Source organism: bacterium (genome assembly GCA_020444065.1).
Taxonomy (GTDB): domain Bacteria; phylum Sumerlaeota; class Sumerlaeia; order SLMS01; family JAHLLQ01; genus JAHLLQ01.
Genome location: JAHLLQ010000005.1, coordinates 74,320 through 100,259, shown reverse-complemented (window position 1 = coordinate 100,259; position 25,940 = coordinate 74,320). Strand labels below are relative to the sequence as shown.

The window sequence follows — 25,940 nt, the reverse complement described above, 5'->3', positions numbered from 1 at the left end:
CATCCAATCAGACAAGTTGAACCATCGCGGGGCGCAATCGTCCCGCAGGGATTGAGGAGAGCGATGCTCTCCTCTACTCCCCGGACGCCTTCTCGTGTTCGGCGGCTTTCAGTTCATTCAGGATCGTGTCGATGCGCTGGGCGTGCTGGCGGCCCGGATCGAAGAAGAACATCACCTTGGGGGTGGTCTTCAGGCGAATCCGGTGCCCGAGCATCGCGCGGATGTGTCCGGAAGCGTGCTCGAGCGCGTCCAGCGTCGCGTCGATGGCATCGTCACTGTCCGGCAGTTGGCTAAAGTAGATCCGCGCCTCGGCCAGATCCTTGGTCACCTTGACGCTGGTCACGGTGAAGATCATGGGGATGCGGGGATCGCGCAGTTCCTGCAGGACGATTTCCGAAATGCTCTGTCCGATCGCTTCTTCGATGCGTTCCATTCGATGAGAGACCATAGTCCACCCCCGCGTTGCATTGATGGGAAAGCCGCGGGCGTGCCCCGCGGCTTTCAAGTAAATCCTAGGTGCGCCCACTGTTCGGCGTCACCCCTTTTCAGGCCTTACATTGTGAAGCGGAACTCCAGCTTCGGCGTTCCAGGAGCCATTTGCTCCAGCGAATGAACCTGCGACTTGATCGTGCCGAAAAGGCCGACCGGCTTGACCGGCTCGCGAACTTCACGGGCATCGTCCTTCATGCTCAGATCGCTCTTGATGTCCGACAGAACGACATCCAGCGTTCCCGTGGCGTCGATCATGCCGTACTCGAGTGCCTGGTCGCCCGTGAAGATCCGTCCGTCGCACTTGCCGCGCAGGAACTCGTCCACCTCGTCGTCGCTGATTTCAACGGGCTTCACGCCGCGCTGGGTTGCGAGCATCTCGCGCACAACAGGCGACCGCGCGTGGAAGACTTCACCGTAGAATTGCTCGTACACGTTCTGGATCATGTCGTTGAGCAGGTCCCGCTCGGCGTCGGTCATGTCGCGCATTCCGGAGCCCATGTCCTTGAACTGGCCGCTCTTCACAACTCGCTGCTCGAGGCCAACCTTGTTGGCAAGGTCCTGGTATTTGTAGAAGCTCATGATGACGCCGATGCTGCCCGTCAACGTGCCGGGGTTGGCGTAGACGCGATCCGCGCCCATCGCAACGTAGAACCCGCCGCTCGCAGCGACGTCGCCCATGCTGGCGTAGACCGGCTTTCCATAGTCCAGGCGGAACACGTCGATCGCGTCGAAGAGCTCCTGCGTCGCCGCAACCCCGCCGCCGGGGCTGTTGATGCGAAGGACCATGCCGCGCACCGAATCATCCTCGGCCCAACGCAAGACGATCTCTTTCAGTTTCTCTGTGTCGGCCCCATACTGCGGCCCCGCGCCCAGCACACCTTCGACGTCCAGGATGCCAATCTTATCCCCGAAGCCAAAGCCCGAGGAACCGCCGCTGGTGCTGCTGGTCAGGCCGACCGCCACCGCCAGCACGCCGCCGAAGACGACAAACAGCAGCACGACCAGGCCGATGATCAGCGGAATCGGGCTGCGCTTCATGGGCCGGCGAGGTGCGTTCCACGGCGGTTGACCGCCCGGACCGCCACCCTGCCATCCAGGAGGCGGGCCGCCCTGCCATGGTGGCCGAGGACCCATGGGTTGCCCCTGCGGTGGGCCCTGAGGCCGCGCTTGCTGATAATACGGAGGCGGCTGCGCACCGGGAGGCGGCCCGGGAGCGGGACTCCCTTGCGCGTTGGGATTTTGCTGCGGGGGTTGCCCCTGCGGACGAGGCTCCTGGCCTCCGTACGGTGAGTCGGACATGAGAATCGACCACTCCAATCCTGCGTATTGGCGGGCTAACGAGCGCGCTCGCCAGCCTGCGAGGCACCGTAAATGCAAGAGCCGGTCCAGAACAAGCCGTAAAGGGTGAGAGTCTGTGAGATGCGAGCGGACTACTTCGTCACGCGGAGGACTTCGTCGGCGGTGGTCAAGCCCTGTTTCAGCAGGCTCAGTGCCTCGTGGCGGAGCGTCTTCATGCCGTTGACAATGGCGATCTCGCGAACCTCGCCGGTCGTCAGCGAACGAGTCTCGAAGGCCGTCTTCAGCGCTTCGTTCATCACCATCATCTCGAAGATGCCCGTGCGGCCAAAGAATCCGGTTTTGCTGCAGGTCGCACAACCCTTGCCTTCCTGGAAGCCATATTCCTCCAGTTCGGCGTGCGGGATGTTGAGTTCGGTCACAACGGCATCCTCAGGCGTTGCAGGCAGACGACAATCGGGACAGATCATCCGGATCAGGCGCTGCGCCATGATGACGTTCAAGGCCTCGGCGAACTGGCGCGGATTCACGCCCAACTCGACCAGGCGCGAGACGCAGGTCGCCGTATCGATCGTGTGCAGCGTCGACAGCACGAGGTGGCCGGTGTTGGCGGCACTGACGGCGATCTCGGCGGTCTCGCGATCGCGGATCTCGCCAATCATCACCACGTCCGGATCCTGCCGCAGGATGGAGCGCAAGCCGCTGGCGAAAGTCAGGCCCACGGCCGTGTTGACCTGGATCTGGTTCACGCCGTCGAGGCGGAATTCGATCGGATCCTCGATCGAGACGATGTTCTTGTCGCCGGTCAGTAGCTCCTGGAGAGCGACGTACAAGGTCGTGCTCTTGCCGGAACCGGTCGGACCGGTGACGAGAATCAGGCCGTGCGGCTCGTGGATCGCCTGCTCGAACATGCGGCGTACGCCGGCAACCATGCCGAGCTTCTTCGGGCCCATCTCGATGGTGCGACGATCCAGCATTCGGAGCGACATGCGCTCGTAGCCGCTGGCCGGGATGCTCGTCAGGCGGATATCGATCTCGTTGCCATCGATCCAGATGTTGAATCCGCCATCCTGCGGACGACGCTTCTCGGTGATGTCCATCTCGCCCATGATCTTCAGGGCAGAGACGATCGCGGGGGCCAGTTCGCCCGGCAGGATGACCATCTCGGTCATGATACCGTCGACGCGCTGGCGAATCGGAACGCCCTTGGAGCTGGGCTCGATGTGCAGGTCGCTGGAGCGCCGCCGAACGCCGAGCGTCAGAACGGCGCGGATCAGGCGCTGCATTGTCTCTTTCTCGACAAGCGACGTCATCATCTGCGCGCCGCGCTCGACCTGCTTGGCATCGATGAGCAGCGAGTTGGAAATCCGTGTGATGTACTCAACCAGCGAGTGAATGGGCTCGACCTCGGTCCGGCAGTTCGGACAGCGCGTGAAATCGAGATCCTCGTACGCGTAGATGTCGGCCAAGTCGAATCCGCAGCCGGGACAGGGCTTGTCGGCGCCCTTTCGGGCACGCGGCCGATGGAGCATCTTGTCGAGGAGGCAAGCAATCAGAGCAAACGGCCCCATGAAGAGAACGCGCTTCTTCCACTTCTCCGCGTAGAATCCGCCCTTCTTGGCCGGGAATCGCAGGATCACGCCGGGTACAATCCAGAAACCGATGATGAACAGAACCGCGATCACAATCCAGTCGAGCGCTTTGCCCGAATCCATGGACTGAGGAAGGACCTTGTTCAGCGCCAGGCGCATCTTCTCCCGCGCCTGTGTGCCGAGGATTGACTCGACGAACTTTGGCTCTGGTGTCGGGGTTGGCGTAGGCGTCACCGGGGTGGCGGTCGGCACCGGCGTCGGGGTCGGCGTCATCAACGCGCGTTGGAGTTGCGGCAGGACGTTGTCGCGCAGGCGCTCCAGTTCCTCGCTGGCGGACTGCACAAGCGCCATGTCTCCAACGGCATTCGAGCGCGCCTCGCCGAAGGCTCGCATAGCCTCTTCGACGATTTCACGGGATCGCTCGACCTGGCCGGCGCGATAGACCTCGGCAGCCTCGTCTTTCAGCGTCGAGCCGTACTGGTATTGCGCGTCCGCGTAGGCGGGATCGCCTGGCTGAAGAAACTGCAGTGCCTGGCGCAGGAACCTCTGGGCATCCACGCGATTGTTGTTCGTGCGGTTCTCTTTACCGAGCCGATAGTACGCCAGTCCGTAGTACTTACGGAGCTGCTCCCGACGGGTTTCCACGGGCGCCGTCGTTGTGGATTCCCACAGTTTCCCGGTCGCGTCTCCCCCAAGCGCATCCAGGAACATCAACGCCTGCTGATAGCGATTGCGGTCCAGAGCGGTAGCTGTCGCGTCGAAGAGCCCTTTCTCGACGCGTCGGACAAGAATTGCGTTGCGGCTCCAAGCTGCAGGCTCGGCCTTGACCATCTCGACGAGCTTCTGCCAGGCGCCATATGGATCGCCCGCCTCAAGGATCTGGCGCGCCTCGGTGGCATAGTGCTCGCCCGGGCCGATGTCCTCATCGGCCTCGCGGGTCACTTCCGAAATTTGATCGGTGAAGATCGTCTGCCGCAGTCCACCAGTCTCGATGACGACTTCGGCGCCGTCCATCGAGATGATCTTGCCCTCCAGAACGTTGCCGTTCTTGAGGACAATTCGGTCAGCCGACACGACGAACGGGAGCAACACCGCAAGCAGTAGCAGGGGCGCAGCGCTCCGCCAATCGATACGTCTCATTCTGAACTCCACTCGGGGGAACGGGACTCAGTCAATCTCCCCACGACGTCCCGAACCATCAAGGCTCACAAAAAGCCAACCCGAAGTGCCCGGACAGTTGCAAGCCCGGAAAAACGGATGTCGCAGAAATATACACATGGCGATACTGGCAGCTAACTCACACAGCGGCCGGACCGGCACTTGCCAATTCGATCTTCTGACGATCGAAGATGTCGAACTGCAGTACGCCCAGATGCGTGCCCGCCCAGCCGACCTGGTTCACGAACCCGGGCCCCGAGGCGCGCTCGTAGCGCTCGGGCTCTCTCAGCAACACGTGATTGTGCCCGCCGAGAACGACATCGATCTCCGGCACAGCCTGGATCAGTTGTCGATCGCCCGGTTCCTCGTCCGCGTGAGGTTTCCGCCGACCGATGTTGATATGCGACAGGCAAATGACGAAGTCCGCGCCCTCCTCCAGGCGCAGTCGCCTGGCTACACGACGGGCTTCCTCGATCGGATCGAGGTAGCGGGTCTCTCCGTAAAGGTTGGTTGAGACGAGGCCCTCCAGCTTGATGCCAAGCCCGAACAGGCCAATCACCAGTCCGTCGCGCTCCAGGAGGATGGACTCGCGAGTCTTGCCCTGCATGGGAGTATTTGTGAAGTCGTAGTTCGCGTTCAGGAACGGAAAGTCGGCATACTTGTCGATGATCTCGGCCAGGCGCTCCATGCCGGGGTCGAACTCATGATTGCCAATGGTTGAGGCGACATAGCCCTGGGCACTCATGGCGCGCATTTCCGGCTCACCCTGGAAGAGGTTGAAGTACGGGGTTCCCTGGATCGTGTCGCCGGCATCCAGCAACAGCACGTGGTCGTTTTCCGCCCGAAATCGATCGATCATCGCAGACCGCGCCGGAGCTCCGCCCAGCCCGGCGTATTCGCCCTCGGATTTCGGCTCCAGGTGGGAGTGCACGTCGTTGGTGTGGACAAGCGTCAGCCGCAGCGCCGACGCCGGCTTGGCCATCAGCATCCCCGGAGATCCAAGTGCCAGGAGCCCAACCGCACCGCCTGCTGCCTTGAGGAAATCTCGGCGTCTCATTTGTGCATCTCCTCCATGGTCTTTCCGCCATAGCGATAGCGGTACGGGTCCTCGGGTGGGGAAATGGGCTCCCCTGCCGCGGCCTTTCGGCGGGCGTGCTCGATCAGCGCCTCTCGGACCAGAACGCCGGTCGCCACTATCTCACCGAAGTCCTGCAGCATCTTCATGCCGTCGCCACCACCCGCGATGTAGTTGCTTGTTCCGACGGTGTAGGTACGCTCCGGATCGAGCGGCTCGCCACCAACGAGAACCTGCAACAGTTTGCCTTCCGCATCGGCCTCGATCGTCATGCCCGAAATCGGGAAATACCCCCACGCCGAGGCCAGCTTCTTCGCGAGGCGCTCGGTCTGATCCGCGGACAGCTCGAACACGACGATTTCGTTCTCAAAGGGCATTGCCTGCATGAAGGTGAAGAGAGAGACGTCGCCCTTGGGAATGCCTGCGCGGATACCGCCGCAGTTCAGAAACACTGCGTCGATCGGGCGACCAAAGGCCTCGGAGGCCTGCTCGCGCGAGACGTCTGCCATCCAACTGGCGAGGGGCGCCTCCGCTTCCGGCTGCGGCATCGCGACGGCGCTTCGACCGATGGGTGCCTTCAGGACAGCGACTTCCTCGGCGTATGGCTCGAGCATGAGGGCAAGGTCTTCGTCCTCAGGCTGCGCTGCCGGGTCGACAGCCAGGTTGTGCGTGCTCTTCATCTCCTGCTGGGGAGAGGCGCAAGAGGCGACAAGTCCGGCGAAAGCAATCAGCCAGGCAGCCAGGAAGCGCGAAATCGATCTTTGCACGGCGATTCTCCTTACTGATAGGACCGGCCGAGTGCCTTTGGCCGATCAAGCGGAACAGTGTGCGGACCAGACTGGGCCCGGACAAGGAAAAACAATTCCCGAGCGGCGGGCTTGACAGAATCCGGCCCGCGGACATCAAGTAGCGACGCAGTTGAATCGGATGCGACAACGACCTATGCCCCTGACTGAATCTTACCTGCAATTCAAGCGCCCCGAACGCGAATGCCTGCTGTGCGGCCGCCTCCTGACGGACATCCGCCGGCATCCTTCGATCCTGAAGCTCTCCGAGAAGGAAGAGGCGATCCGCCAGGACTTCTGCGTCGAGTGTTGGCAGCAGATGGAGCACCGGGAGTACTTCTCCTTCTGGGTCACGCGCCGAATCCAGGAGGGCCAGACCGCCGAGCAGCGCAAGCTGGCCAAGGCCGAGCGCAACGAGGCCCTCTGGGCCCTGTTCAATGCGCTCTACTCGCGCCAGAGCGAGGAACTGACAGCTCAGCTCTTCCTGCTTGCCCACCTGCTGATGAAGTATCGCGTCCTGACCTACGTCGGCCCGGCGGAAACGGGGGAACTTCAGTTCTTCCATCCCGCGACCCAGGAAACCTACCGGATCGCCGACATGCCCCTGGATTCCGTGTCCTTCATCGACGTCAAGAACCAGATCGACGGCCAGATCCACGAATATGCGCCAAAGAAGTCGGAAGAAGAGGGCGACAGCAGCGGAGAATAGGCCGCCGCCGCCACTCCCCCGGCCCCTTGGGCACCTGCCTTGCATCGCCTTGCCGGATGCATGGGTGCACGGCTCTTTATGAGTCGTGACGACACACCTGTGCCGAACCGGAAAGGAATGCGGGACGCCCTATGTCAAAGCGTGACTATTACGAGGTCCTCGGGATCGCCAAGACTGCCACGGCAGAGGAGGTCAAGAAGGCCTATCGCAAGGTGGCCTTGAAGTACCACCCGGACCGCAATCCAACGGACACGGAAGCTGCCGAGGAGAAGTTCAAAGAGGCCGCCGAAGCCTACGAGGTGCTCAGCGACGCCGAGAAGCGGTCGCGCTACGATCGATTCGGGCACGAGGGCGTGAAAACCCAGTTCAGCCCCGGCGGATTCCAGTGGAGCGACTTCCACCACGCCGGCGAAATGCAGGACATCTTCGGCGACCTCTTCAGCGCCTTCTTTGGCGGTGGATTCGGAGGCGGCGGGCGGCGCGGGCCGGCTCGCGGTCGCGATATCCGGATTCGCTATCCGATGACGCTGGAGGAGGCATTCTCCGGCAAGACGGCTAAGATCACCTTCGAACGCCGCGAACCGTGCGAGTCCTGCGAGGGCTCGGGATGCAAGCCGGGCACCGGCAAGTCGCGATGCGCCCGATGCGGCGGGGCCGGCCAGGTACGCCTGACCCGCGGATTCTTCAGTGTACAGACGACATGCGATGCCTGTCGCGGCACCGGCGAGATGATCGAGTCGCCGTGCGGCGACTGCGGCGGCGTGGGCCTTGCTCCCAAGAAGGTCGATGTGGATTTCGAGATCCCGCCGGGCGTGGACAGCGGAATGTCGATGCGCCTGCGCGGCGAAGGCGAACCGCCTTCGGCCGGCGAGTCCGGTGCGGTGCGCGGCGATCTCTATGTGAATTTCGAAGTGAAGGACCACGAGGTTTTCGTCCGCGAAGGACGCGACATCTTCCTGGACTTGCCGATCACATTCAGCCAGGCGGCCCTCGGCTCTGAAGTCAAAGCGCCGTCGCTGCACGGCGAACAGACACTGCAGATCCCGCCCGGCACCCAGAGTCACAAGGTCTTCCGACTGCGCAAGAAAGGCATGCCCGACGGAAGCGGCGGTTTCGGCGATCAGTACTGCCGTGTCGCCGTCATGACGCCCACTCATCTGACAGACAAGCAGAAGGAACTCTTTCAGCAACTGGCGAAAGAGTCCAATGAGGACTTGTCGCCCTACAAGAAGAAGTCGGTGCTGGAAAAGATCCGCGCAACAATCGAAGACGTCGTGCGGTAAGGCGTCGCTCTACCTCGGACGACCAAAGTACAAGTCACCTGAAGAGAACACACCCTTCTTGCGATCATACGCCTGAACGGATTCCTCGATCCGCGAGTCCGGCCCGGGAGAACGCAGCCGGAACGGTTTCGCTGCCGTCGGGTAATATTCGAACGGCTTTCCGGTAAAGATATCGCTGAAGCGATTGAGAGCTTTCGGATCGTCGAGCTTCAACAATGCAGCCGTTGCATTCATGTGCTCGAGCGTGCGCGCCGTATCCTGTGCAGCCTGGGCACCGAGGAAATCAGGAATCGCAATCTGGATCATCGGATTCAGTTCGGAGATCATCATCCCAAGTTGAGCCGCCAGTTCCGTCCCTTCCTGATAGCGCTCCGGTGCATCCATTGCATCGATGCGCGAGAAGAACGCACGCAACCCCTCGAAGTCCGAGCGGATATTCTCCGGCTCCAGGGAATCGCGGATGGCGGCTTCGGTGAAACCCGCGGCGCGCATCTCTTCCTCCATGGCCTCCGGATGGAAATCCGGCTTCTCCGCCGTCTCGATCAGCGATCCCTCTGCCACATCCAGCGCATTGAAGAGGGCGGCGCTGAGTGCGTCGTTCTTCGGGGACAAGAGAGAGACCTCGTCAACATAGGCCTGAAGTGCGTCCGGTGAGACATCATTGTTCTCAAGCAACACACGCATGGCTTCCGCGGCCGTCTCTCGGACTTCGATTCCAATCAGATGCATCAGGATGGACGAGTTCTCCTGCTGCAGGACATAGCCCATCCGCATGATCGCCGTGATGTCTTCAACGGCGCTGACGGTGTATCCGCCGGTGGCCCGCATCAACGCGCCCGCAGCCATGACGCGCGCCGTCTGCGAATATCCCAACGTGTCGGGCGCGGGGTCGCTCATCGAGGTGTATGGAAAGCGATCCGTCACCGTCATCCGCTTGCCTTCGCGCACGAGTTGAATCGGCGCGTTATAGAGATCCATGTACTCGCGAATCAGGTTCGGCATGTCCGTCTTGCCGGTCGCGAGGAAGTGCTCCAGTTCCTTATCGGCCCCATCGCGCGGTGCCCGCGGGTACGGAACATCGATGTGTGCGTACGCGGTCGCTGCACTGAACTCCGGCAACGTGTCCTGGAAACGTAACTGTCGTCGCAGGAAGGTCATCATTGGCGGATCGCCGACTTCGCGTGCGTTGTTCCCGCCTCCGAGATTATCCGGGATGATCTTCTGCGCATCCGGATTGGCGTTCTCAAGAACCCAGATATCGTCGACGATGATCTTGTAGGAGAATGGGCGCTTCAGTTCGACGAACGCGGTGAACAGACCCGCGGGCCCATCGGCCATGGGGAGCAGTCGCAACGCGTCGTCGTGCCAGTTGAGGAAATTGCCGCTGAGAAAAACATCATGCGCGGTCGGCTGGAAGTATGCGAAGTACTCGAAGTCATCGAGATCGTTAATATCGTTCAGCCAGACGCTGAGCACGACGCCATCGGGCGTAATCGTGTAGAATCTGTTGCTGGGATCGGGGAAGAACAGGCTGGTTCCATCTTCGGAAACGGCACGCAGTCGATAGTCCACGCGCATGGCCCCGGGCTGGGGAACAAGCCGCCCCTGCCAGTCGCCGGCTGATGTGCGCAGCAGCTGGTTTGCGCCGCCTTGGGAAGAGACTTCGGTGCTCACAATCTCCACGGATTTCCAGCGCGCATCCGGATCCGGAATCACTACTCGATGGGCGACAGAACCCGCGCAAGCCGTCAGAAAACTGCCTAGAACCACCCCGAGCAGGATGGTGAAGAAACTCCGCTTTGCCATCATACCTCGGATCCCCCATGCCTCGAAAGTGATTCCACACCCTTGAGTTATACGGTCTGCAATGCCGCGGGGCGACAGTTTTTTTGGAGAACGGGCCTACCCGCTAAATCATGCTGGGCCCTTGCTTCTCGACCGGAGGCATCTCTGCGACGGCCTCGACGCATACTCGGCAGCCGCCCGGAAGAGCCGGGACGGCCAAGGTCGTGCGGGCCGGCGGCAGGAAGTAGAAGTACTCCTTCGAGACCTCGTCGAATGCCGGAAAGTCTCGCAGATCCACCAGATAGACACGCGTGCTGAGGATGTGGGAGAGCTGGGCACCGCAGGCTTGGAGGATCGCCGTCATATTGTCGAAGACCTGCTTGGTCTGCGCTTTGATATCGCCGCCGGTCGGCTTTCCCGTGGCGGGATCGAGAGGCAGTTGCCCGGACATATGGATCTGGTTACCCATCTTGATCGCCTGGCAGTAGTGGCCAAAGGCCTTCGGGGCGTTCTCGGCCCAAATGGATACTTTCTCAGACATGATCGGTCCTTTCCTCCTCGGGAGGTCTGCCCCCGGCGAGCGAATAAAATGTGCTCCTCTTGTTTAGGCGGAGCCCCGCGATGGGGCAAGCAGGCTTTGCGCCGGGGCGGAGATTAGGCGACCGCGAGCGGCGGGGACCGATTTCCCTTTCACTCCGGCGCCTTGGCCGGGTTAATGGCTGCAAATTCACCGCCAGGACAGGCCCATGACCGACGACAAGTTCCCTCCCGATCAAGATCCTGAGAACAATGGCCAGGAGAACAGCCACGAAGATGAAGGCCTGACCTGGGAGCGCCCCGGGAACGGGCAGCCGGTGTACGGCGTCGATCAGCAGCCGGGCGAAGAACCTCAATCGGCCATGCCTCCTCCCCTGCCGGATCAGGCGCCGCCGTCACCCCAACCTGAGCCAGGTCCGTTGATGGGTCCGCCGCCGATCGGCCCGGCCCAGCCGCCTCCGGCGCCGCAGGACTTCGGCCAGGGTCAGGGCTACGGCCCGCCTCCCGACTATGGCCCCCCTCCGCCACAGGACCAGGGGCAGCAGCAATACCCGGGATACCAACAGGGACCGCTGGCGGGGCCCCCATACACGCAGCCCGATCAGAACTGCGGCCAGGGCGCCTACGGACAGCAGCAGGGATATGGCCAGCAAGGGTATGGACAGCAGGGATACGGGTATGGACCTGCTCCCCAGCAGCCCTCCGGCCGTCGACCCGAGGACCAGACCAAGCTGACCATCGCCCTGGTGGGAGCCATCATCGGTTTCATTGTGATGTGCTGCTGCTGGCCAATCACGCTTGTTTCCGGAATCATGTCGACCGTGCTGGCCAGCGAGCCGCGGAAACAGGCACGTGCCCGTGGCGAATCCGACACCTTCGCCGATGTGATGTTCTACCTCGGCTTTGCATTGATTATTATGTCGCTCGTGTGGGGTGCCTTGAATATTATCGTGGCCATCAACGATCCCCAGATGATGGATAGATTTATGCAGAGCCTGAATCTGTAGCCCATGAGTTCGAGCAAAGAAACAGAAACGCAGAACGAGACGCCCGCCCCCCGGTCGGAGCGCCAGTCGCTGACCGGTCCGCAATTCTGGGCGGGCGCACTGCGTTTGCTCGGCCTTCTAGCACTTGGTTGGGCGTTCCTGGAAGTCGCTTACTTCCTGCGCACGAATACCGGACTCTTTCAAGGCGATGAGAATCGCCCGATGGGTGTGTTCTCCGGCTTGCTGCATACCGACTGGAGTTTCTCCCTCCGCTACACGCCGCCGCTGACGTTTCTGGCTGCCGTGTTCGTGATCGCTCTGACGACACTCCTTGGCGTTCTGATCCTGCGCGCTCTGGATGTATGGCTGCGACCGCGGATGGAACTCGCAATGGGCCTGACGATCGGGCTCGGTGTCTCCGGAGTGGTCTTTGAACTGATCACCATAGCGCATGCGCTGTACCTTCCGGTCGTTTGGACGGCGTGGGTTGTCATGATCGGCGCGGCGCTTCTGCTCGACCGCCGACGCCGCGCGGTGTGGCGCTGGTGGAAGAAACCCGAACCGAAGAGCGACAACTGGGTCCAGGCGTTGGACGATCCCACACGCGCCGACCGTTCGCGTTGGAATCGCATCGCGCCAATGAACCAGGAGCTTCACAGGTCGAACTCGCTCGATCACGTCTTCTGGTGGACAGGGCTCGTGCTGCTTGTCGCGATTTCCCTCCCGATCTTCTGGTACGCACTGTTCTATCCCGAGACATATTGGGATTCGCTGATTCTGTATCTTGGCTATGGCAGGATGACATTCCTGCAGCACGCGTTCCCATTCAAGGCAACGGCGCAGGTTGGGATCGGCCTCGGCGCGAATTATCCGCACTTGTATTCCACGTACGGTGCCGTAGCGAGTACCATGTTCGGGGGTTGGTCGGATCTGTACCAACGATTGCTGGCGCCGGTTGCGGCAACCGTTTCGATGATGTTCGTCTACGACGTGCTGTTGTTGATCTGGGGGCGGCGGTCCGTTGCGATGGCGGGGGCGCTGCTGTTTCGACTCACGCCACTCGGCATCGCTTACTCCATGTACGCGTCGGACTATATTCTGACGATTCTGTTCGTTGCTGCTTTCCTGTATGCAACGGCGTATTTTGCCAAGACACGATTGCCGGGAGCATTTGCCGTTTTGTCATTTCTGCCGGCGGCGGCGATGCACTTGAATTACCTGATGGGGATTCTATGGTTCCCCTGGGCGATTGCCCTGCTGCTCTCTATCCGATCACGCAAGCGCGAAGAAGCATGGTCGCTCGTGGAAGAAGTCCGCATCGACGCGAGCGACATGTACGAAGTTCGCAGCCCGCACTTGGAAGAAGACGGACTCCAATCCGGCGAGCAATCCCTCGAACTGGCCGACTTCGAACAATCCGCCGGGGATGACCGAGGCTTCCGGCCGATCTTTCTTTCGAAGGCATTTTGGATTATTCTTCTGGTCTGCATGATGGCAGGCAGCACGTGGTACGTGCGCAATTGGACGCTCACCGGCAATCCTGTGTATGCGTTCTTTCCGCAAATCTTCAAATCCAGCGTTCATATCAACCCGGAGGTTCTGAAGAGCGCGGAACTCGAGTGGTTCCGCAACGGCGACGGGATAGGCCAGGCCGCGGAGATCTTTGCAGATGTCAACAATGACCGCACCCCTCGCAGTATTTACGATGAGGATTTCCAACGCGAATCGACATTGAAGAACAAGCTGCAGGCGAGCTGGTTCTTCTGGCAGGGCTATGAAACTTTCCGCTACATCGACACAGGCGCGCCGCAAGTCGGCCTTTGGCTGGATAGATTGTACTACCTCTCTTTGGTCACACGAAAAGGACTGACCGCAGAAGACAATACAATGAGAAACCTGTTCGATCAGCAGGTTCGGCTATTGATCAATCCGCACGCCTACAAAATGTCGCCGCTGGTGATGGGCTTCTGCCTTTCCGGTCTGCTGCTTGGATTCTTACAAATGTTCTTCCGGCGCAGCATGCTCGAAGGACAAATGAATGGACTCTCTCAGCCGATTCTCGAAGTCACACTAACGACAACGATCGCGACAGCGATCTGCTATTTGGGCTTTCACTACTTGCTCGGAGATTTTTACTTGTATCAGGTGATTTCCTGGCTGCCCGCCTTGGCAATTATCGGAGCATGTCCGTTTGCAATTTGGTTCAGTGCTCCGCGGCGAATTGAACGCGTGATCCAGGCGAGCGGCATGGTGCTAATCATCGTGGCGGCAGTTGTTCCAGGCCTCGCAATGTCCCTGATGGGATTCAAGATTCCGGGCGGGGGCATGGTTTCCGGACAGACGTTTGTGGCAAGCAACCTCGATGTTTTCCGCAATCCAGGAATGCCGGCGGAGATCGTCTATAAGCTGCGCTTTGGCGACGAAGTTGACATCTGGCAGGATGTTAATCGACTCGCCAAAGGCCAGCCCCTTCTCACACATGAGAATCGCCATCTACTCTTCGATCCGTCGATCGAGTTGGTCCACCTGGACGACTGGGATGTTCAGAAAACCTACAGCATGAATACGGCGAAGGAGAAATTGGATTTCTTCAAGAACCGAGGGATCCAGTATTACCTTCGAATCCCAAATGAGAAGAATCACCCAATCAACCAGAAGGTCGGATTGGATGAGCTAATTACAAAAGGCTATCTGAAGAAAGTCGACGAAGCGGGCGGCGCGGAGCTGTATCGTTTCAACTAACCAGAAAACGACGCATCCACATCTCAAACACAATGAGTATCCAGAGCCTGTGTGCGTTGCGTTGCTTGCCCTGCAGGTGAAAACGCAGCAAGCGCTCGATCGCTTCCGGCTGAAAGTATGCGCGGCTGCGCGCATCATCGGCGAGCAGCATCTCGTGCACGATCTTTTCTGTTTCGCCCTTTAGCCAAACGCCAAGCGGCACTGAGAAACCCTTCTTTGGGCGGTCCATCACTTCGTCCGGAATGATCCCGCGCAGGACACGTTTCAGGTGTCGCTTCAGTTCCACATTTCCGAACTTGATCGATGCCGGAATCGATGCAGCATGGTCCATCAGGTGATGATCGAGAAACGGCGATCTCGCCTCCAATCCAAAAGCCATCGTTGTGTGATCGACCTTTGGAAGCAGCGCGCCTGGCAAGTAAGTGTGCGCATCGCAATTCATCCGCCGCTCGACATCCGATGGGATGCCGGGCTCGTTATAATAGTGTTCCATGAATCGGCCAGAGTTCTTCTCGGCGATGCGCGCCATCACATCCGGCTGCAGAAGCTGACGCTTCTGATAGCGGCGCATGATCGTCAGATACTGCGTGTAGTATCGTCCATCCGGCGCGGCCAACAGTTCGCCCAGGTAAGCAACTTCCTCTGCCCGTGCCGAACCGCGGAATGTCTTGCCGATCATGTTGGTCAGAGGAGGCAGTATCTTGTGTCGGATCGGTGCCGGCAGATTGCGCATGGAGTTTACATCGCCACGGCCGCGATGGCGTTCGTAACCGGCAAAGCTCTCGTCCCCGCCATCGCCGTTGAGTGCCACGGTCACGTGCTGCCTTGTCATCTTCGACAAGAACCAGGTCGGCAGGGCGGCCATGTCCGCGAATGGCTCATCGAAGTGCCAAACGAGATCCGGCAGGATATCAAGTGCTTCGGACTCGACTACAAACTCCTCGTGATCTGTTTCAAAACGCTCTGCGACAGTACGAGCGTAGGGGGTTTCATCAAACCCCTGCTCGCGGAATCCAATGCTGAAGGTTCGCAGCTTCCCGGTGACGTGTCGGCGCGCAAAGGCCACCACGGCGCTCGAATCGATTCCGCCAGACAGGTGAATTCCGAGCGGCACTTCGCTTTCGAGCCGCACACGAACGGCCTCATCAATCGCTGCTTCTGTGCGTTCCTCCCATTCCTTTTCGGAAAGCGATTCCGGCGCGTCCGCGTAGTCCAATTTCCAATAGCGCTGCGAGCTGGCCGTGCCATTCGCATCGACCTGCAGCCAATGGCCGGGTTCCAGCTTGCGAACGCTACGGAAGATCGTCGCCGGATCAGGAACGTACTGCAAAGTCAGGTAATCGTAGAGTGCCTGCTCGTCGATTGCCTTGTCGAAGTCGGGCAGGGGAAGCAGCGCTTTCATTTCGCTGGCAAAGGCAACAAGCGTTGGCGAGAAAATGTAGAAGAGCGGCTTCTTGCCCACGCGATCGCGCGCCATAAAAAGCCGGCGTTCAGCTTTATCCCAAATAGCGAATGCGAACATCCCACGCAGCCGGCGGACAAAATCGCTGCCCCACTCCGCGTAGGCCGCCAGGATTATTTCCGTGTCACCGCGCGTTGCGAATTTCCGGCCGCGCGCGATCAACTCCTCGCGCAGTTCGTGGTAATTATAGATCTCGCCGTTGAACGTGATGACGTACCGTTCGTCGACGGTCGTCATGGGCTGAGGACTACCTGCGATGTCGATAATCGCCAGCCGACGGTGCCCAAGAGCAAGTGGCCCGTCGACGAAGTGACCATCCCCGTCGGGACCTCGATGCGCAATCTGGTCGGTCATCCGCCGGATGAGTTCGGAATCCGCCGGCGCGCCATCCAGCCGCCAGTAGCCGACGATTCCGCACATCTTTCAGGCCGTCCCGCACTTGTTGATGAGTTTCCCAAGCCCTTCGATTTCTACTTCAACGGTATCGCCGGGCTTCATAAAAATCTGCGGCTCGCGATAAACGCCGACACCGCCGGGCGTGCCGGTGGAAACGATATCGCCGGGTTCGAGCGTAATTACTTGCGTGATGTGCTGAATCAGGTCCTGGACCTTGAAGACAAGGTGCTTTGTATTCGACTTCTGCATGACCTTACCATTCAAGCGACAGCAAATGCTGAGCGCGTGCGGGTCCTTAACCTCGTCCGGTGTCACGAGCACGGGCCCGCACGGACCGGAACCGTCGAAGCCTTTGGCCCGGGACCATTGCTTCTCTGCCCATTGCAATGAACGCGCGGACACGTCGTTCAAAATCATGTAGCCGGCGACGTGAGAGAGGGCGCTGCGCTTCTTCACGTTTTTCGCGCGCTTGCCGATCACGAAGGCCAATTCCGCTTCGTAATCAATCTTCTCGTCGATCTTCAGGGGCAGCGGAATCTCCGCCTCATGTCCGATCAGCGAAGTCGGGAACTTATTGAAAATGATCGGAATCTTTGGGATCGGCTTGTTCTGTTCTTCGCAGTGATCTTTGTAATTCAGACCGACACAAAGCACCTTCTGCGGCGATGGAACGGGAGGATGATAGGTCAGACCGGACCGATCGAAGAGAAACGCGAATCCGTCTTCGGCCTTGCCGGCGATGTTCTTCGGCTCATCCGCGATCTTCTTCAGCAAACTGCGCAACGTTCGCTCCGAACCCGGTACCGCGTGCAAGTAACTCGTCATGTCGGCCAACGCCGCACGTTGTGAAGGGCGAAGCTTGAACGCCTCCGCAGCAGCAGCAATTCGCAGAACACGGCCCTTCAGTTCGATGCCAAAGAATGGATCCAACCCATCGACGGAAACGGTACATAACCGCATGACTCACGACCTCCAGGGAGTTTCAGACGCGTTTGGCGTCAATCGTAGCGCAAGGCTTCCACCGGATTCATCCGCGAAGCGCGGAACGCCGGGATAATGCCGGCCACCATACAAATCGCCAGCGAACACAGCGCCAGGAACAAGATAATGCCTGGCTGGATTACTACCGGCAGACGATCCATTCCATAAACCGCGGCCGGCATGTTGAAGATCAACTGGATGTCGTACTCCACGAACCGGCACAGCCACAAACCACAGGCGGTTCCAAGCGAAGTTCCAACAAGACCAATCAGCGTCCCGTGCATCAGGAAGATGCGCAGGATCATCGTATTGGTAGCACCCATGCTTTTTAGAATGCCGATCTCTCGGGTCTTTTGCGTCACGACCATAATCAGCGTTCCGATGATGTTAAAGGACGCGACGAGCACGATCAGCAGCAGAATGATGAACATCGCCACCTTCTCAATCCAAAGCGCTGCAAAGAACTCCGGATTGATGTCCTGCCATGTGCGCACGTAATACTGCGGTGGCAGCCGCTGCGCAATCTCGCGGGCGATCTGGCGGCTGTGGTCCGGATCGTCAACGGCGATGTGGATCGAAGAAATCTTCCCGTCGTGCAACGACAGCGCCTGCGCCGTCTCCAGCGACGTGTAAGCGAAGTTCGAGTCGACGTCGTACAAACCACTCTTGAAGACCCCGACGACTTTCAGTCCCGAGATCTTCGGTGTAGGTCCGCGCGCGGTTGTAATGACCTTGCCGAGCGCGTAGACCTTGTCGCCGACACTGACCTGGAGCTTTCGCGCCAGCTCGCTGCCGATCACGATCTCGCGCAAGCCGGGATCGTTTGTCCCGGAGATGATCGTATCCTCATCCGTCAGGCGCGTGACGTGCTGTTCCTTCTCAACATCCAGGCCGCGCAACATCGCGCCGACCTTGTTCTCACTGATGCCAGTGTTCGCCTGAAAGAAGGTCTGCAGGCTCATCATCGGCGCCACGCCATCGACGCCTTCGATGCTGAGTGCGGCCTTCTCGATCTCATTGTATTGCGCCATGTTGAAGTAGCGATCGTCTTCCTGCGCATACGGATAGGGCCACACCTCCACATGCGCAAAGACACCCATCATGCGCTTCACGAGCGTCTGGTCGAATCCATTCATGACGGAGATGACGACGATCAACGCCATCACACCGACGGCCACGCCAAGCACCGAGACGATTGTGACCAGATTGACTAACGCGCCGCCCTGACGTGAAATCAGGTACCGTCGACTGACGAAGCTCTCAAAGGAGGAATCGAGCATCTTCGCCAGCGCCCTGCGCCGAACCTTGAGCCCAACCAGGTACACACCCAGGAACAGGATCGCCGCGATGATAGTTAGTCCCAGGCCAATCCAGTCGCTCCGATGTCGATTCGGATCCCACTCCACGATACCGCGATCGATCAATTCCTGCGGCGGGTGCTGGAAGTAGCCGACCACAAGGACGACGACCTTGAGAAGCACGTCAAGCAGCGCCACGCCGGCAGCCAGGATCAGGAGCAAGAGAATCAAGTCGAGGAGTAGTCCGCCTGCACGTGCAGGCAGTCCCGAGCGGCGCCGAATCAGCAGTCCGACAGCGCAGATAGCGATGGGGATACTCGCTCGGACTGCTGCCCGGCCAAGGGTAATCAAGTCGCTCTTCAGGCTGCTCGGTTCAGACTGGGTGCCTGCGGCCGATCCGTGGAAAAAACCCGTGACCAGCGGAAAGGACTTCACCAAGACATCCGCGATCGCTGCTACTGCAACCAGCATCAACGCGAGAAGAGTCCAGTCCAGCACCTGCAAACCCAGGCGGGCCACAGTCCCCGCAGGCCGAGTCGTGTTATTGAGAGTCGGTGTGTCTGTCATGGAAGCAATTCGGCGGCGCGAGCCTCGGCCTCCTTACGGGCGGGCTCCAGCACCTCCTCGTGGTACTTCGCGGTCACATCCTTCAATTCCTTCTCCCACGGGGTCGGGTCCTGAATGGCCTGGAAGTGCTCGAATGCCGCGACAGGTTGGTCGTTTGCAAGCGCCCACTGCCCCAGGTAATAGTGGGCAATATCGCTGTTCTTATTGGCCTTTTGCAGCTCGTCCTGAAAGTACTTCACGGCCTCCTCGCGCTGGTCCAGTTTCCAGAGCGACCGCCCGGCCAGGGCCCGCGTATCCCAGATCGTTCCGTCCAGGTCGACGGCGCGCTTCAGCGAGGCGGCGGACAGAGCATAATCGCCGGCATCGTAGTAGTATTCGCCCATGCGCTGGTTGAAATTGTGCGTCTTCCAAGCGCCCGGCCAGCGCTTGCCGAAGTCCTCCAGCAATTCAACAGCTTCCTTGTACTCGCCGTTGTCCCGCAGTTCGGCGGCCTCCAGCAGGATCTGGCGCCGGACGCGGCTGTCTCCGCCGGAGCCGACGAAGGCAAAGACGATCACGGACTCGACGACGAGGAAGACCAGGACGTAGATAATGATCCAGGTCTTGCTCGACAGGTGGAATCCACGCGCCTGACGGCGCACGGGGACTGCCTTTGTGGCGGAGCCCGTCGGCTTGACGCCGCCCTGGTCGGGGCGCGAGGAAGTGGAACGGGAGGATCGAGTCTTGCGGCGTGCCATGGTGCTCCATCGCGGCGAGAGCTCGCGGGGGGCTGCCCCCGCGGCCCCCGAATGAAGCAAATCGGCTGCCGCCGTGACAACCGTTAGTTGGACGCTCGGCCGAAGTGCGTCCCGCGCCGTTCGCGCCGTCCACAACCGCCAATCGAGAGGAGTCGCTGATGAAAGCATGGCTGATGCATGACTATAAAGGAATCCATGGGCTGGAGCTGCGCTCTGATGTCGATCAACCCGTTCCGGCAGAGGGCGAAGTGCTGGTTCGCCTGCGCTATGCAGCCCTGAACCCGGCGGATCATTTCCTGAGCAAGAAGCTCTATCCCGTTCGGCCGGAGTTCCCGCACATCCTGGGGCGCGACGGTTCTGGGACGGTTGAGGCCGTCGGCCCGAACGTCGAGAATTTCCAGCCTGGTCAGGACGTGATGCTCCTGCGGGGCGATGCCGGTGTGACAGAATGGGGCACCTTCGCAGAATACGTGACCGTCCCGGCGGACCGTCTGGCACTGGTGCCGGACGGCTGGGTGGCGCGCGAAGCGGCGGCCGCCGCGCTCGTTTACCAGACGGCGCACATGGCGCTGCTGCAATGGGGGCCGCTGCCGGAGGGCTCGAACGTCCTGATCACCGGCGCCTCCGGAGGCGTCGGCGGAGCCGCGACGCATCTGGCAAAGGCCTGGGGCTGTCGGGTGCTGGGCACGACACGGAATCCCGCCAAGGTCGATGAGTTGAGAGCCAACGGCGTGGACGACGTGCTGCTATTGGGCGAGGTCGATGTCGTGAAGTACGTCCGCGAGGCGACCGGCTCGGCTCGGATCGCCCGTGTCGTGGACAATGTCGGCGGCGAGCTGTTCAACCAGGTGGTCGATACGATGGGCTATGGCGGGTGCATTTCGGTGATCGGGATGCTTGGTGGCCCAGTCCCCAAGTTCAATACCGCCAAGCTTCTATTCAAGCGCGTCCGCATCGGCGGGGTGGCGGTTTCGGACTACACGACGGAGGAGGCTCACAAGGCCTGGGGCGAGATTCAAGAGGCCCTGGCGCGCATCGGGAAGAAGCCTCTGATCGATCGGGTCTTCCCCTTCGAGGACCTTCCGGCCGCCTTCGATCACCTGAACAAAGGCCCGATGGGCAAGGTCCTGGTGGAGGTCTCCTGAGGCCCCGTAGAGCCTGGAAAAAAAGGTCCATAGGGGGCTTGACACGGGGAGGGGTGCTGCATAGGCTTCCCTCCGCTCAGGGCGAGAGGCTCGCGCCCCGGGCAGCACATATTTGACGCGGGGTGGAGCAGCTGGTAGCTCGTTGGGCTCATAACCCAAAGGTCGTCGGTTCGAATCCGGCCCCCGCTACCAAGTTTTCGAGTCGCGAGCCCTCACCAATTCGAGGGCTCGCTTTTGCGCTCTGCCGGGGTAGCTCAGGTGGTTAGAGCGAGGGACTCATAACCCCTAGGTCGGCAGTTCGAGTCTGCCCCCCGGCACCAAGAAAACGCCCCCACGGTCTCGCACCGTGGGGGTTTTTCTATGCGGAACGAAGGCCGCGAAGGGAAGCCATCGCCCCAACTTTTCCGTGGCCGCCCCCTGGAAGTCGTGTCAGGAAGAATCGCGACCCAGGGAAACGCACTCGATGAGACTAACCAAGGACCGAACAGACTTGATGGAGCAGCGCGCCAAGATGCGGCGTCGCGTCTTCCTCTCGTTGTTTGGGCTCTTCCTCGTCGTCTCTCTGCTGGTGATGGTCTTCATCGCCAATCAGATGCTCCGAGAGTTTCCACCGGATAACCTGCCGGAGTTGGCGGAAAAGTCCAGCGCCGACGGGGTCTGGTATTTCCGCCACCGTCCGCTGCCGGAGGCCTTGCGGGACTTCTTCACAGAAGAGCTCAATGAACCAGCTCCCGAAGAAGATCTGCAAAGACTGTCGGCTCTCCTGCACCCGGTCGGTACGATCCTGGTGTTCGAATCTCCCAAAGGCTCACACTGGGTGCTTGTCGCACCAGTTCGAAAGCCCCAACGCGTTTTTCAGAATTACCTCGAGCGACTGGTCCAGAACCTGGAACGCGAGAATCTGCACGTGGAATTCGACACACGCCGTGTTCTGATCTCGGACGACACGGAGCAGATGACGACGGTGAAGGAAGTCCTGGGAACGCTGAAGCCGGATCGCACCGGCGGATCGGATCCGCAGGCGCGAATCCTCGCCCCGGGCGAAGCGTACCTGGTATACGACGGACCATGGAATCTGCTGCCGGAGCGTCTGCGCTCTGAGATGGCACCTTCGCTGAAGGACTGGCCGGCGACCGCTGAACTCGAAGAATGGCCTGTGCGTCTGTCCTGGATCAGGATGGACGATTACGACAACGCGCGGCTCTCGATTCCGATTATGGGAAGTTACACGCTGGATGAAGTCTGCACGATCATCGGCGCGCCGTACGCGGAGCTCGATCCGGACGCGAACAGCGTAGTTGGCGTGTTCGAGGGCTTGTCGGCCTTCGCGACCGCCGCCGACACCGAATCAAATCTACTCGTCTGGGATGATCAAGAGTGACGAATCCGACGCTCGTTCGCATCATTACTTGGTTGCCGATCGGCGGCATCGAGCGCCGACTCGTTTCCGTTCTTCCGCGGCTACGCGATCGGGGCTATAATGTGCGCCTTGTCTGCGTGCGCGAACTGGGCGCCCTTGCTCCGGAACTTCAGGATGCGGGTATCCCGGTCGACCTGGTTAAGCTGCGCACGCGACTCGATCCCGCGGGATTGCGGAAACTCGCGGCGTACATGCGCCAGCACAATGCTTCTATCGTCCACACGCACATGTATCGCTCGAATGTGCCCGGAACCATTGCGGCGCGACTGGCTAAGGTGCCTGTGAACTTCGCGCAGGTCCATAACGTCGATACGTGGGAGAGCGCTCGCCAGCGCAGCATGGATCGCTTCCTGACGCGTTGGCGCACGGGAGTAATCTGCGTCTCCGGCGCGGTGCAACGCGATGTGGTGCAGACACTCAATATCGCGCCGGAACGCGCACCGATTCTCTACAATGGATCGGATACGGAACGATTCCGCCCCGATGCCGAACTTCGTCGCCATGGTCGCGAAGCCCTGGGGGTTGATAAAGATCGCCTGGTGGTTCTTGTTCCCGCACGAATTCACGGCAACAAGAACCCGATCGGTGTGGTGCAGGCCTTCAAGGAAGCGCGCGCGAAGGTTGGAACCGATCCGCTGCTGTTCTGGGCCGGGAAAGGGCCAATGCAAGATCGCCTGCGCGAGGCCATCCCTGCAGAAGGGCTCGGAGATTGCTTCCGACTTCTCGGGGCGCGAGACGATATGCCGGAGCTCTACAACGCCGCGGATGTCGTGCTGCTTTCCAGTTCGAAGGAAGGCTTCTCGAACGCCGTCGTCGAGGCGCTGGCGTGCGGCAAGCCGGTTGTTGCAGCAGATGTTGGCGGCAACGCGGAAGCGATCGATTCGCCCGCCGTCGGTTGGATTCATGAGGCCGGCAGCCACGAGCAGTTGGTTGCGCAATTGGCCGAAGCGATGTCCGGACGCGAGGCGCTCGTGCGGCGCGCGGGTGCTTGCCGCAAACGCGGTCTGCGCTTCAGCCTCGACGCCCTGATCGATGATACGGACGCGCTCTATCGCCGCGCCCTGGAAGACCGAAAATGACCGACCAGCAAAACGAGCCACAATTCCCGCAATGGCGGCCGGAAGACCTCTACTGGCTTCAGGCGCTGCAACAGATCTTCAGCTACGATGTCCTGCACATCCGCCAGAAAGTCCTGGCGATCGCTCAGAAGTACTACGTGACGGACGAGTGGAATCAGCCGCGCTTCTTTGTCGTGCGGCCGCCGCGACTGGCCATCAATATAGCTCTCAACCTCGCGGTCGGAATCGTTCGGCTCGCGATTCTCTTCTATGTCTTCCGCATGATCATGCACGGGACGAATCCGGCCATTGCGATCGGAATTCTGATCGTCACGAACTTCATTCTGGCGGTGGCGCAGGTGCTGATGGCGCCCTATCGCGACATCGAGGTCTTCACCGGCGAATCGCAATCCTGGCGCATCCTGACAATCACGCAGGACAATAAGCTCGGCTTCTGGCGGCGGTACTCGCTGTACGATTGCATGGGTAACGAGGTTGCCACTTTCCGGCGCAATACGTTCAAGAGCATCCTCCGGCGCGAGTGGCTTATCGAAACGCCGGATGGCCAGAGAATCATGCGCGTGCGCGAGGATTCGCTCTGGCTGGCCTTGCTCCGGCGTCGACTCGGGCCGCTTTGGGGAGCGCTGCGAACGAACTTCAACTTCGAGTTTCCCGACGGAACCGTCTTCGGGAAGTACGATCGCAAACTGACAATCACGGACCAGTACGTTCTCGACCTGCGTGGCGATCCGATGCGCTTCATCGATCGGCGTGTGACAGCCGCGATGTCGATTCTTCTCGATACGGGAGAGATGCGGTGATCGCGGATCGCCTGCGATTGGTGGCGATTACGAATCGCCTGCTGCGGCAGGACGATCCGGCGACGATCGCGGCGGAGTTGGTTGCCGGCGGAGCGACGGCGATCCTGCTTCGCGAGAAGGATCTGCCACCGCGTGAGTTGTACGAATTGGCGTGCCGCGTGCGCGATGTCTGTCGCCCGGCGGGCGCGTTGTTCCTCGTGAGCCAATCACTCGAAGTTGCACTCGCCGCCGGCGCCGATGGTGTTCATTTGGGTTGGCAGTCGGTGCCGCTTGAACGAGCGAAATCCATCGCTCCCCCGCCGTTCCTAATCGGCGTCTCTGCGCACAACAAAGACGACCTGGCAGCCGCCGAGAGCGGCGACGCGGACTACGCATTCGTTTCGCCGATCCATCCGCCGCGATCGAAAGAATCGCGCCTGCCTCCCCTGGGATTCGAGGGATTGGCACGACTCGCGAAAGGGACGTCCCTCCCTGTTGTTGCGCTGGGCGGTTTGCGGGCTTGCGACACAGTCGAATGCTTGCAAGCCGGCTGCGTGGGTATTGCGGCGATTGGAAGTCTCTACGGCGCGGCAACTCCGCGGAAAGCGGCGGCGGAGTTTCTGCAGGCTTAACGACTCAAGATATCGCGAATCGATTCCCGAGCAGGACGAATGGATACGCCGAGACGATCGAGGCTTGGTCGTGCGTCCTGGTGAACCATCGAGCGCAGGCCGAGAAGATTCTCCGACGAGACGGGCAATGGAATGCGGAACATCTCTGCAATCTTCAGACAAGCTAGAACGGGTAAACTGGGGACGGAGACAAAAAGCGGCCGGTGATCCTGCGCCTCTGCCATCAATCGCATCAGCTCGCGCATTGAGATTCCGTCGGTCTCTGCCAGAACAAATCGACCGGTCTCGTCGCGTTCGACGGCGCGGACGATTGCTTCGCAGACATCGTCGATGTGAATAGTCTGCACGACTTGCTTTCCACCATCGAAGAGCGGAACGATGCGGCTCTTGCGCACGGTGTCCGCCATACGCCCGAACAGTCCCCCACTGGCGACAATCAACCCCGGGCGGAGGATCAAGTCGCCGTCCCGACGAAACTCCTTCTCCAAAGCAAGCTTGCTGCGACCATAAAAGCTCAGCGCGAGCGGATGCGCGGAGCATGACGATATGAAGACGCGTCGGGGTATCTCCGCTTCGTCGGCGAGGCGCAGAAGTTCGCGCGTGCCGTTGTAGTTCACACGTACGGCCTGCTTCTTCGAGCGGAACTTGGTGTCGTACGCCGCGTGCAGGAGCACGTCGACGCCTTCCAGGCCGGTGGGATCGATCCCGCCCGGAAGCTCGCACTGAAATGGTGAAACGCCGTCTCCTGGGGGCGCATAAGTCTGAGGCCGGCGAACGCCTGCACGCACGTTCCAGCCACGCTCAGCGAAAGCTGCTGCCAGGTGCGAACCCAGCAATCCGGTGGCTCCAGTGATGGCGATCGTACGCGTCATTCGGGCTCCTTTAGCTCTGCAGCAACGAATCGCCGCGGCTCTCGCGTGGCGCAAGGGAGGAATGGCCTCTCACAAAGAAACCGGCCCGCATGAGCGCGGGCCGGCAAGGAGAGGAGGTTTTGATGATCTTCG

Annotated in this window: 21 protein-coding genes and 2 tRNA genes; 11 read left to right on the top strand and 12 right to left on the bottom strand. The window is 60.4% G+C overall.

Annotated features, from left to right (window positions below; genetic code table 11):
- Positions 1–73: 73 nt before the first annotated feature.
- The 5 genes from rbfA to KQI84_13305 form a co-directional block, all read right to left on the bottom strand.
- Complete coding sequence (gene rbfA, locus KQI84_13325; GenBank protein ID MCB2155857.1) at positions 74–448, bottom strand: 30S ribosome-binding factor RbfA; 375 nt, start codon at positions 446–448, stop codon at positions 74–76.
- 104 nt (positions 449–552) lie between these two features.
- The gene (gene sppA / locus KQI84_13320; GenBank protein ID MCB2155856.1) at positions 553–1,530 is read right to left on the bottom strand and encodes a signal peptide peptidase SppA; all 978 of its coding nucleotides are present in this window, start codon (positions 1,528–1,530) and stop codon (positions 553–555) included.
- Between the two features lie 392 nt (positions 1,531–1,922).
- Positions 1,923–4,520: a GspE/PulE family protein gene (locus KQI84_13315; protein ID MCB2155855.1), complete on the bottom strand. Its 2,598-nt coding sequence runs from the start codon at positions 4,518–4,520 to the stop codon at positions 1,923–1,925.
- Positions 4,521–4,677: 157 nt separating this feature from the next.
- The gene (locus tag KQI84_13310; GenBank protein MCB2155854.1) at positions 4,678–5,595 is read right to left on the bottom strand and encodes a metallophosphoesterase; all 918 of its coding nucleotides are present in this window, start codon (positions 5,593–5,595) and stop codon (positions 4,678–4,680) included.
- Positions 5,592–6,380 (bottom strand): 5'-nucleotidase C-terminal domain-containing protein, encoded by a 789-nt coding sequence (locus KQI84_13305; protein ID MCB2155853.1) that lies wholly within the window; start codon positions 6,378–6,380, stop codon positions 5,592–5,594. Before KQI84_13305 ends, KQI84_13310 begins: the two co-directional genes overlap by 4 nt.
- A gap of 175 nt (positions 6,381–6,555) precedes the next feature.
- On the opposite strand from KQI84_13305, the gene KQI84_13300 reads away from it, so the two are divergent.
- Together KQI84_13300 and dnaJ are read left to right on the top strand one after the other, a co-directional pair.
- Positions 6,556–7,107 (top strand): hypothetical protein, encoded by a 552-nt coding sequence (locus tag KQI84_13300; protein MCB2155852.1) that lies wholly within the window; start codon positions 6,556–6,558, stop codon positions 7,105–7,107.
- Between the two features lie 131 nt (positions 7,108–7,238).
- Positions 7,239–8,390 carry a molecular chaperone DnaJ gene (gene dnaJ / locus KQI84_13295; GenBank protein ID MCB2155851.1) on the top strand — a complete coding sequence of 384 codons (1,152 nt, stop codon included), beginning with the start codon at positions 7,239–7,241 and terminating at the stop codon, positions 8,388–8,390.
- 9 nt (positions 8,391–8,399) lie between these two features.
- Here the strand turns inward: dnaJ and KQI84_13290 are convergent, their stop codons facing one another.
- Both KQI84_13290 and KQI84_13285 read right to left on the bottom strand, forming a co-directional pair.
- A complete protein-coding gene (locus KQI84_13290) occupies positions 8,400–10,199 on the bottom strand; it encodes a glycogen-binding domain-containing protein (GenBank protein ID MCB2155850.1) in 1,800 nt (599 codons plus the stop codon).
- A 100-nt stretch (positions 10,200–10,299) separates the two neighbouring features.
- Positions 10,300–10,716, bottom strand: a complete 417-nt coding sequence (locus KQI84_13285) for a Rid family detoxifying hydrolase (GenBank protein MCB2155849.1) — start codon at positions 10,714–10,716, stop codon at positions 10,300–10,302.
- Between the two features lie 205 nt (positions 10,717–10,921).
- Between KQI84_13285 and KQI84_13280 the strand changes: the two genes are divergently transcribed.
- Together KQI84_13280 and KQI84_13275 are read left to right on the top strand one after the other, a co-directional pair.
- Complete coding sequence (locus KQI84_13280; GenBank protein MCB2155848.1) at positions 10,922–11,719, top strand: hypothetical protein; 798 nt, start codon at positions 10,922–10,924, stop codon at positions 11,717–11,719.
- Positions 11,720–11,722: 3 nt separating this feature from the next.
- A complete protein-coding gene (locus tag KQI84_13275; GenBank protein ID MCB2155847.1) occupies positions 11,723–14,440 on the top strand; it encodes a glycosyltransferase family 39 protein in 2,718 nt (905 codons plus the stop codon).
- Here KQI84_13275 and asnB read toward each other — a convergent pair.
- Genes asnB through KQI84_13255 form a run of 4 tightly spaced genes read right to left on the bottom strand, consistent with a single transcriptional unit; the run spans position 14,433 to position 19,881 of the window.
- Positions 14,433–16,322 carry an asparagine synthase (glutamine-hydrolyzing) gene (asnB, locus tag KQI84_13270; protein MCB2155846.1) on the bottom strand — a complete coding sequence of 630 codons (1,890 nt, stop codon included), beginning with the start codon at positions 16,320–16,322 and terminating at the stop codon, positions 14,433–14,435. The genes KQI84_13275 and asnB overlap by 8 nt on opposite strands.
- A gap of 3 nt (positions 16,323–16,325) precedes the next feature.
- Positions 16,326–17,258: a fumarylacetoacetate hydrolase family protein gene (locus tag KQI84_13265; GenBank protein ID MCB2155845.1), complete on the bottom strand. Its 933-nt coding sequence runs from the start codon at positions 17,256–17,258 to the stop codon at positions 16,326–16,328.
- 38 nt (positions 17,259–17,296) lie between these two features.
- Positions 17,297–19,144, bottom strand: coding sequence for an ABC transporter permease (locus KQI84_13260; GenBank protein ID MCB2155844.1), 1,848 nt, complete (start codon positions 19,142–19,144; stop codon positions 17,297–17,299).
- Complete coding sequence (locus tag KQI84_13255) at positions 19,141–19,881, bottom strand: tetratricopeptide repeat protein (GenBank protein MCB2155843.1); 741 nt, start codon at positions 19,879–19,881, stop codon at positions 19,141–19,143. The genes KQI84_13260 and KQI84_13255 overlap by 4 nt, the downstream gene beginning before the upstream one ends.
- A gap of 158 nt (positions 19,882–20,039) precedes the next feature.
- Between KQI84_13255 and KQI84_13250 the strand changes: the two genes are divergently transcribed.
- The 7 genes from KQI84_13250 (at position 20,040) to KQI84_13220 (ending at position 24,936) form a co-directional block, all read left to right on the top strand.
- Positions 20,040–21,026, top strand: a complete 987-nt coding sequence (locus KQI84_13250) for a zinc-binding alcohol dehydrogenase family protein (GenBank protein ID MCB2155842.1) — start codon at positions 20,040–20,042, stop codon at positions 21,024–21,026.
- 116 nt (positions 21,027–21,142) lie between these two features.
- A tRNA-Met gene (locus KQI84_13245) sits at positions 21,143–21,218 on the top strand.
- Positions 21,219–21,269: 51 nt separating this feature from the next.
- Positions 21,270–21,346: transfer RNA gene (locus KQI84_13240), tRNA-Met, on the top strand.
- Between the two features lie 143 nt (positions 21,347–21,489).
- Positions 21,490–22,407: a hypothetical protein gene (locus KQI84_13235; protein ID MCB2155841.1), complete on the top strand. Its 918-nt coding sequence runs from the start codon at positions 21,490–21,492 to the stop codon at positions 22,405–22,407.
- Positions 22,404–23,525: a glycosyltransferase gene (locus KQI84_13230; protein ID MCB2155840.1), complete on the top strand. Its 1,122-nt coding sequence runs from the start codon at positions 22,404–22,406 to the stop codon at positions 23,523–23,525. Before KQI84_13235 ends, KQI84_13230 begins: the two co-directional genes overlap by 4 nt.
- Positions 23,522–24,325 carry a hypothetical protein gene (locus tag KQI84_13225; protein ID MCB2155839.1) on the top strand — a complete coding sequence of 268 codons (804 nt, stop codon included), beginning with the start codon at positions 23,522–23,524 and terminating at the stop codon, positions 24,323–24,325. The genes KQI84_13230 and KQI84_13225 overlap by 4 nt, the downstream gene beginning before the upstream one ends.
- Positions 24,322–24,936: a thiamine phosphate synthase gene (locus KQI84_13220; GenBank protein MCB2155838.1), complete on the top strand. Its 615-nt coding sequence runs from the start codon at positions 24,322–24,324 to the stop codon at positions 24,934–24,936. The genes KQI84_13225 and KQI84_13220 overlap by 4 nt, the downstream gene beginning before the upstream one ends.
- Here KQI84_13220 and KQI84_13215 read toward each other — a convergent pair.
- Positions 24,933–25,808: an NAD(P)-dependent oxidoreductase gene (locus KQI84_13215; protein MCB2155837.1), complete on the bottom strand. Its 876-nt coding sequence runs from the start codon at positions 25,806–25,808 to the stop codon at positions 24,933–24,935. The two genes, KQI84_13220 and KQI84_13215, sit on opposite strands and share 4 nt — an antisense overlap.
- Positions 25,809–25,940: the final 132 nt, after the last annotated feature.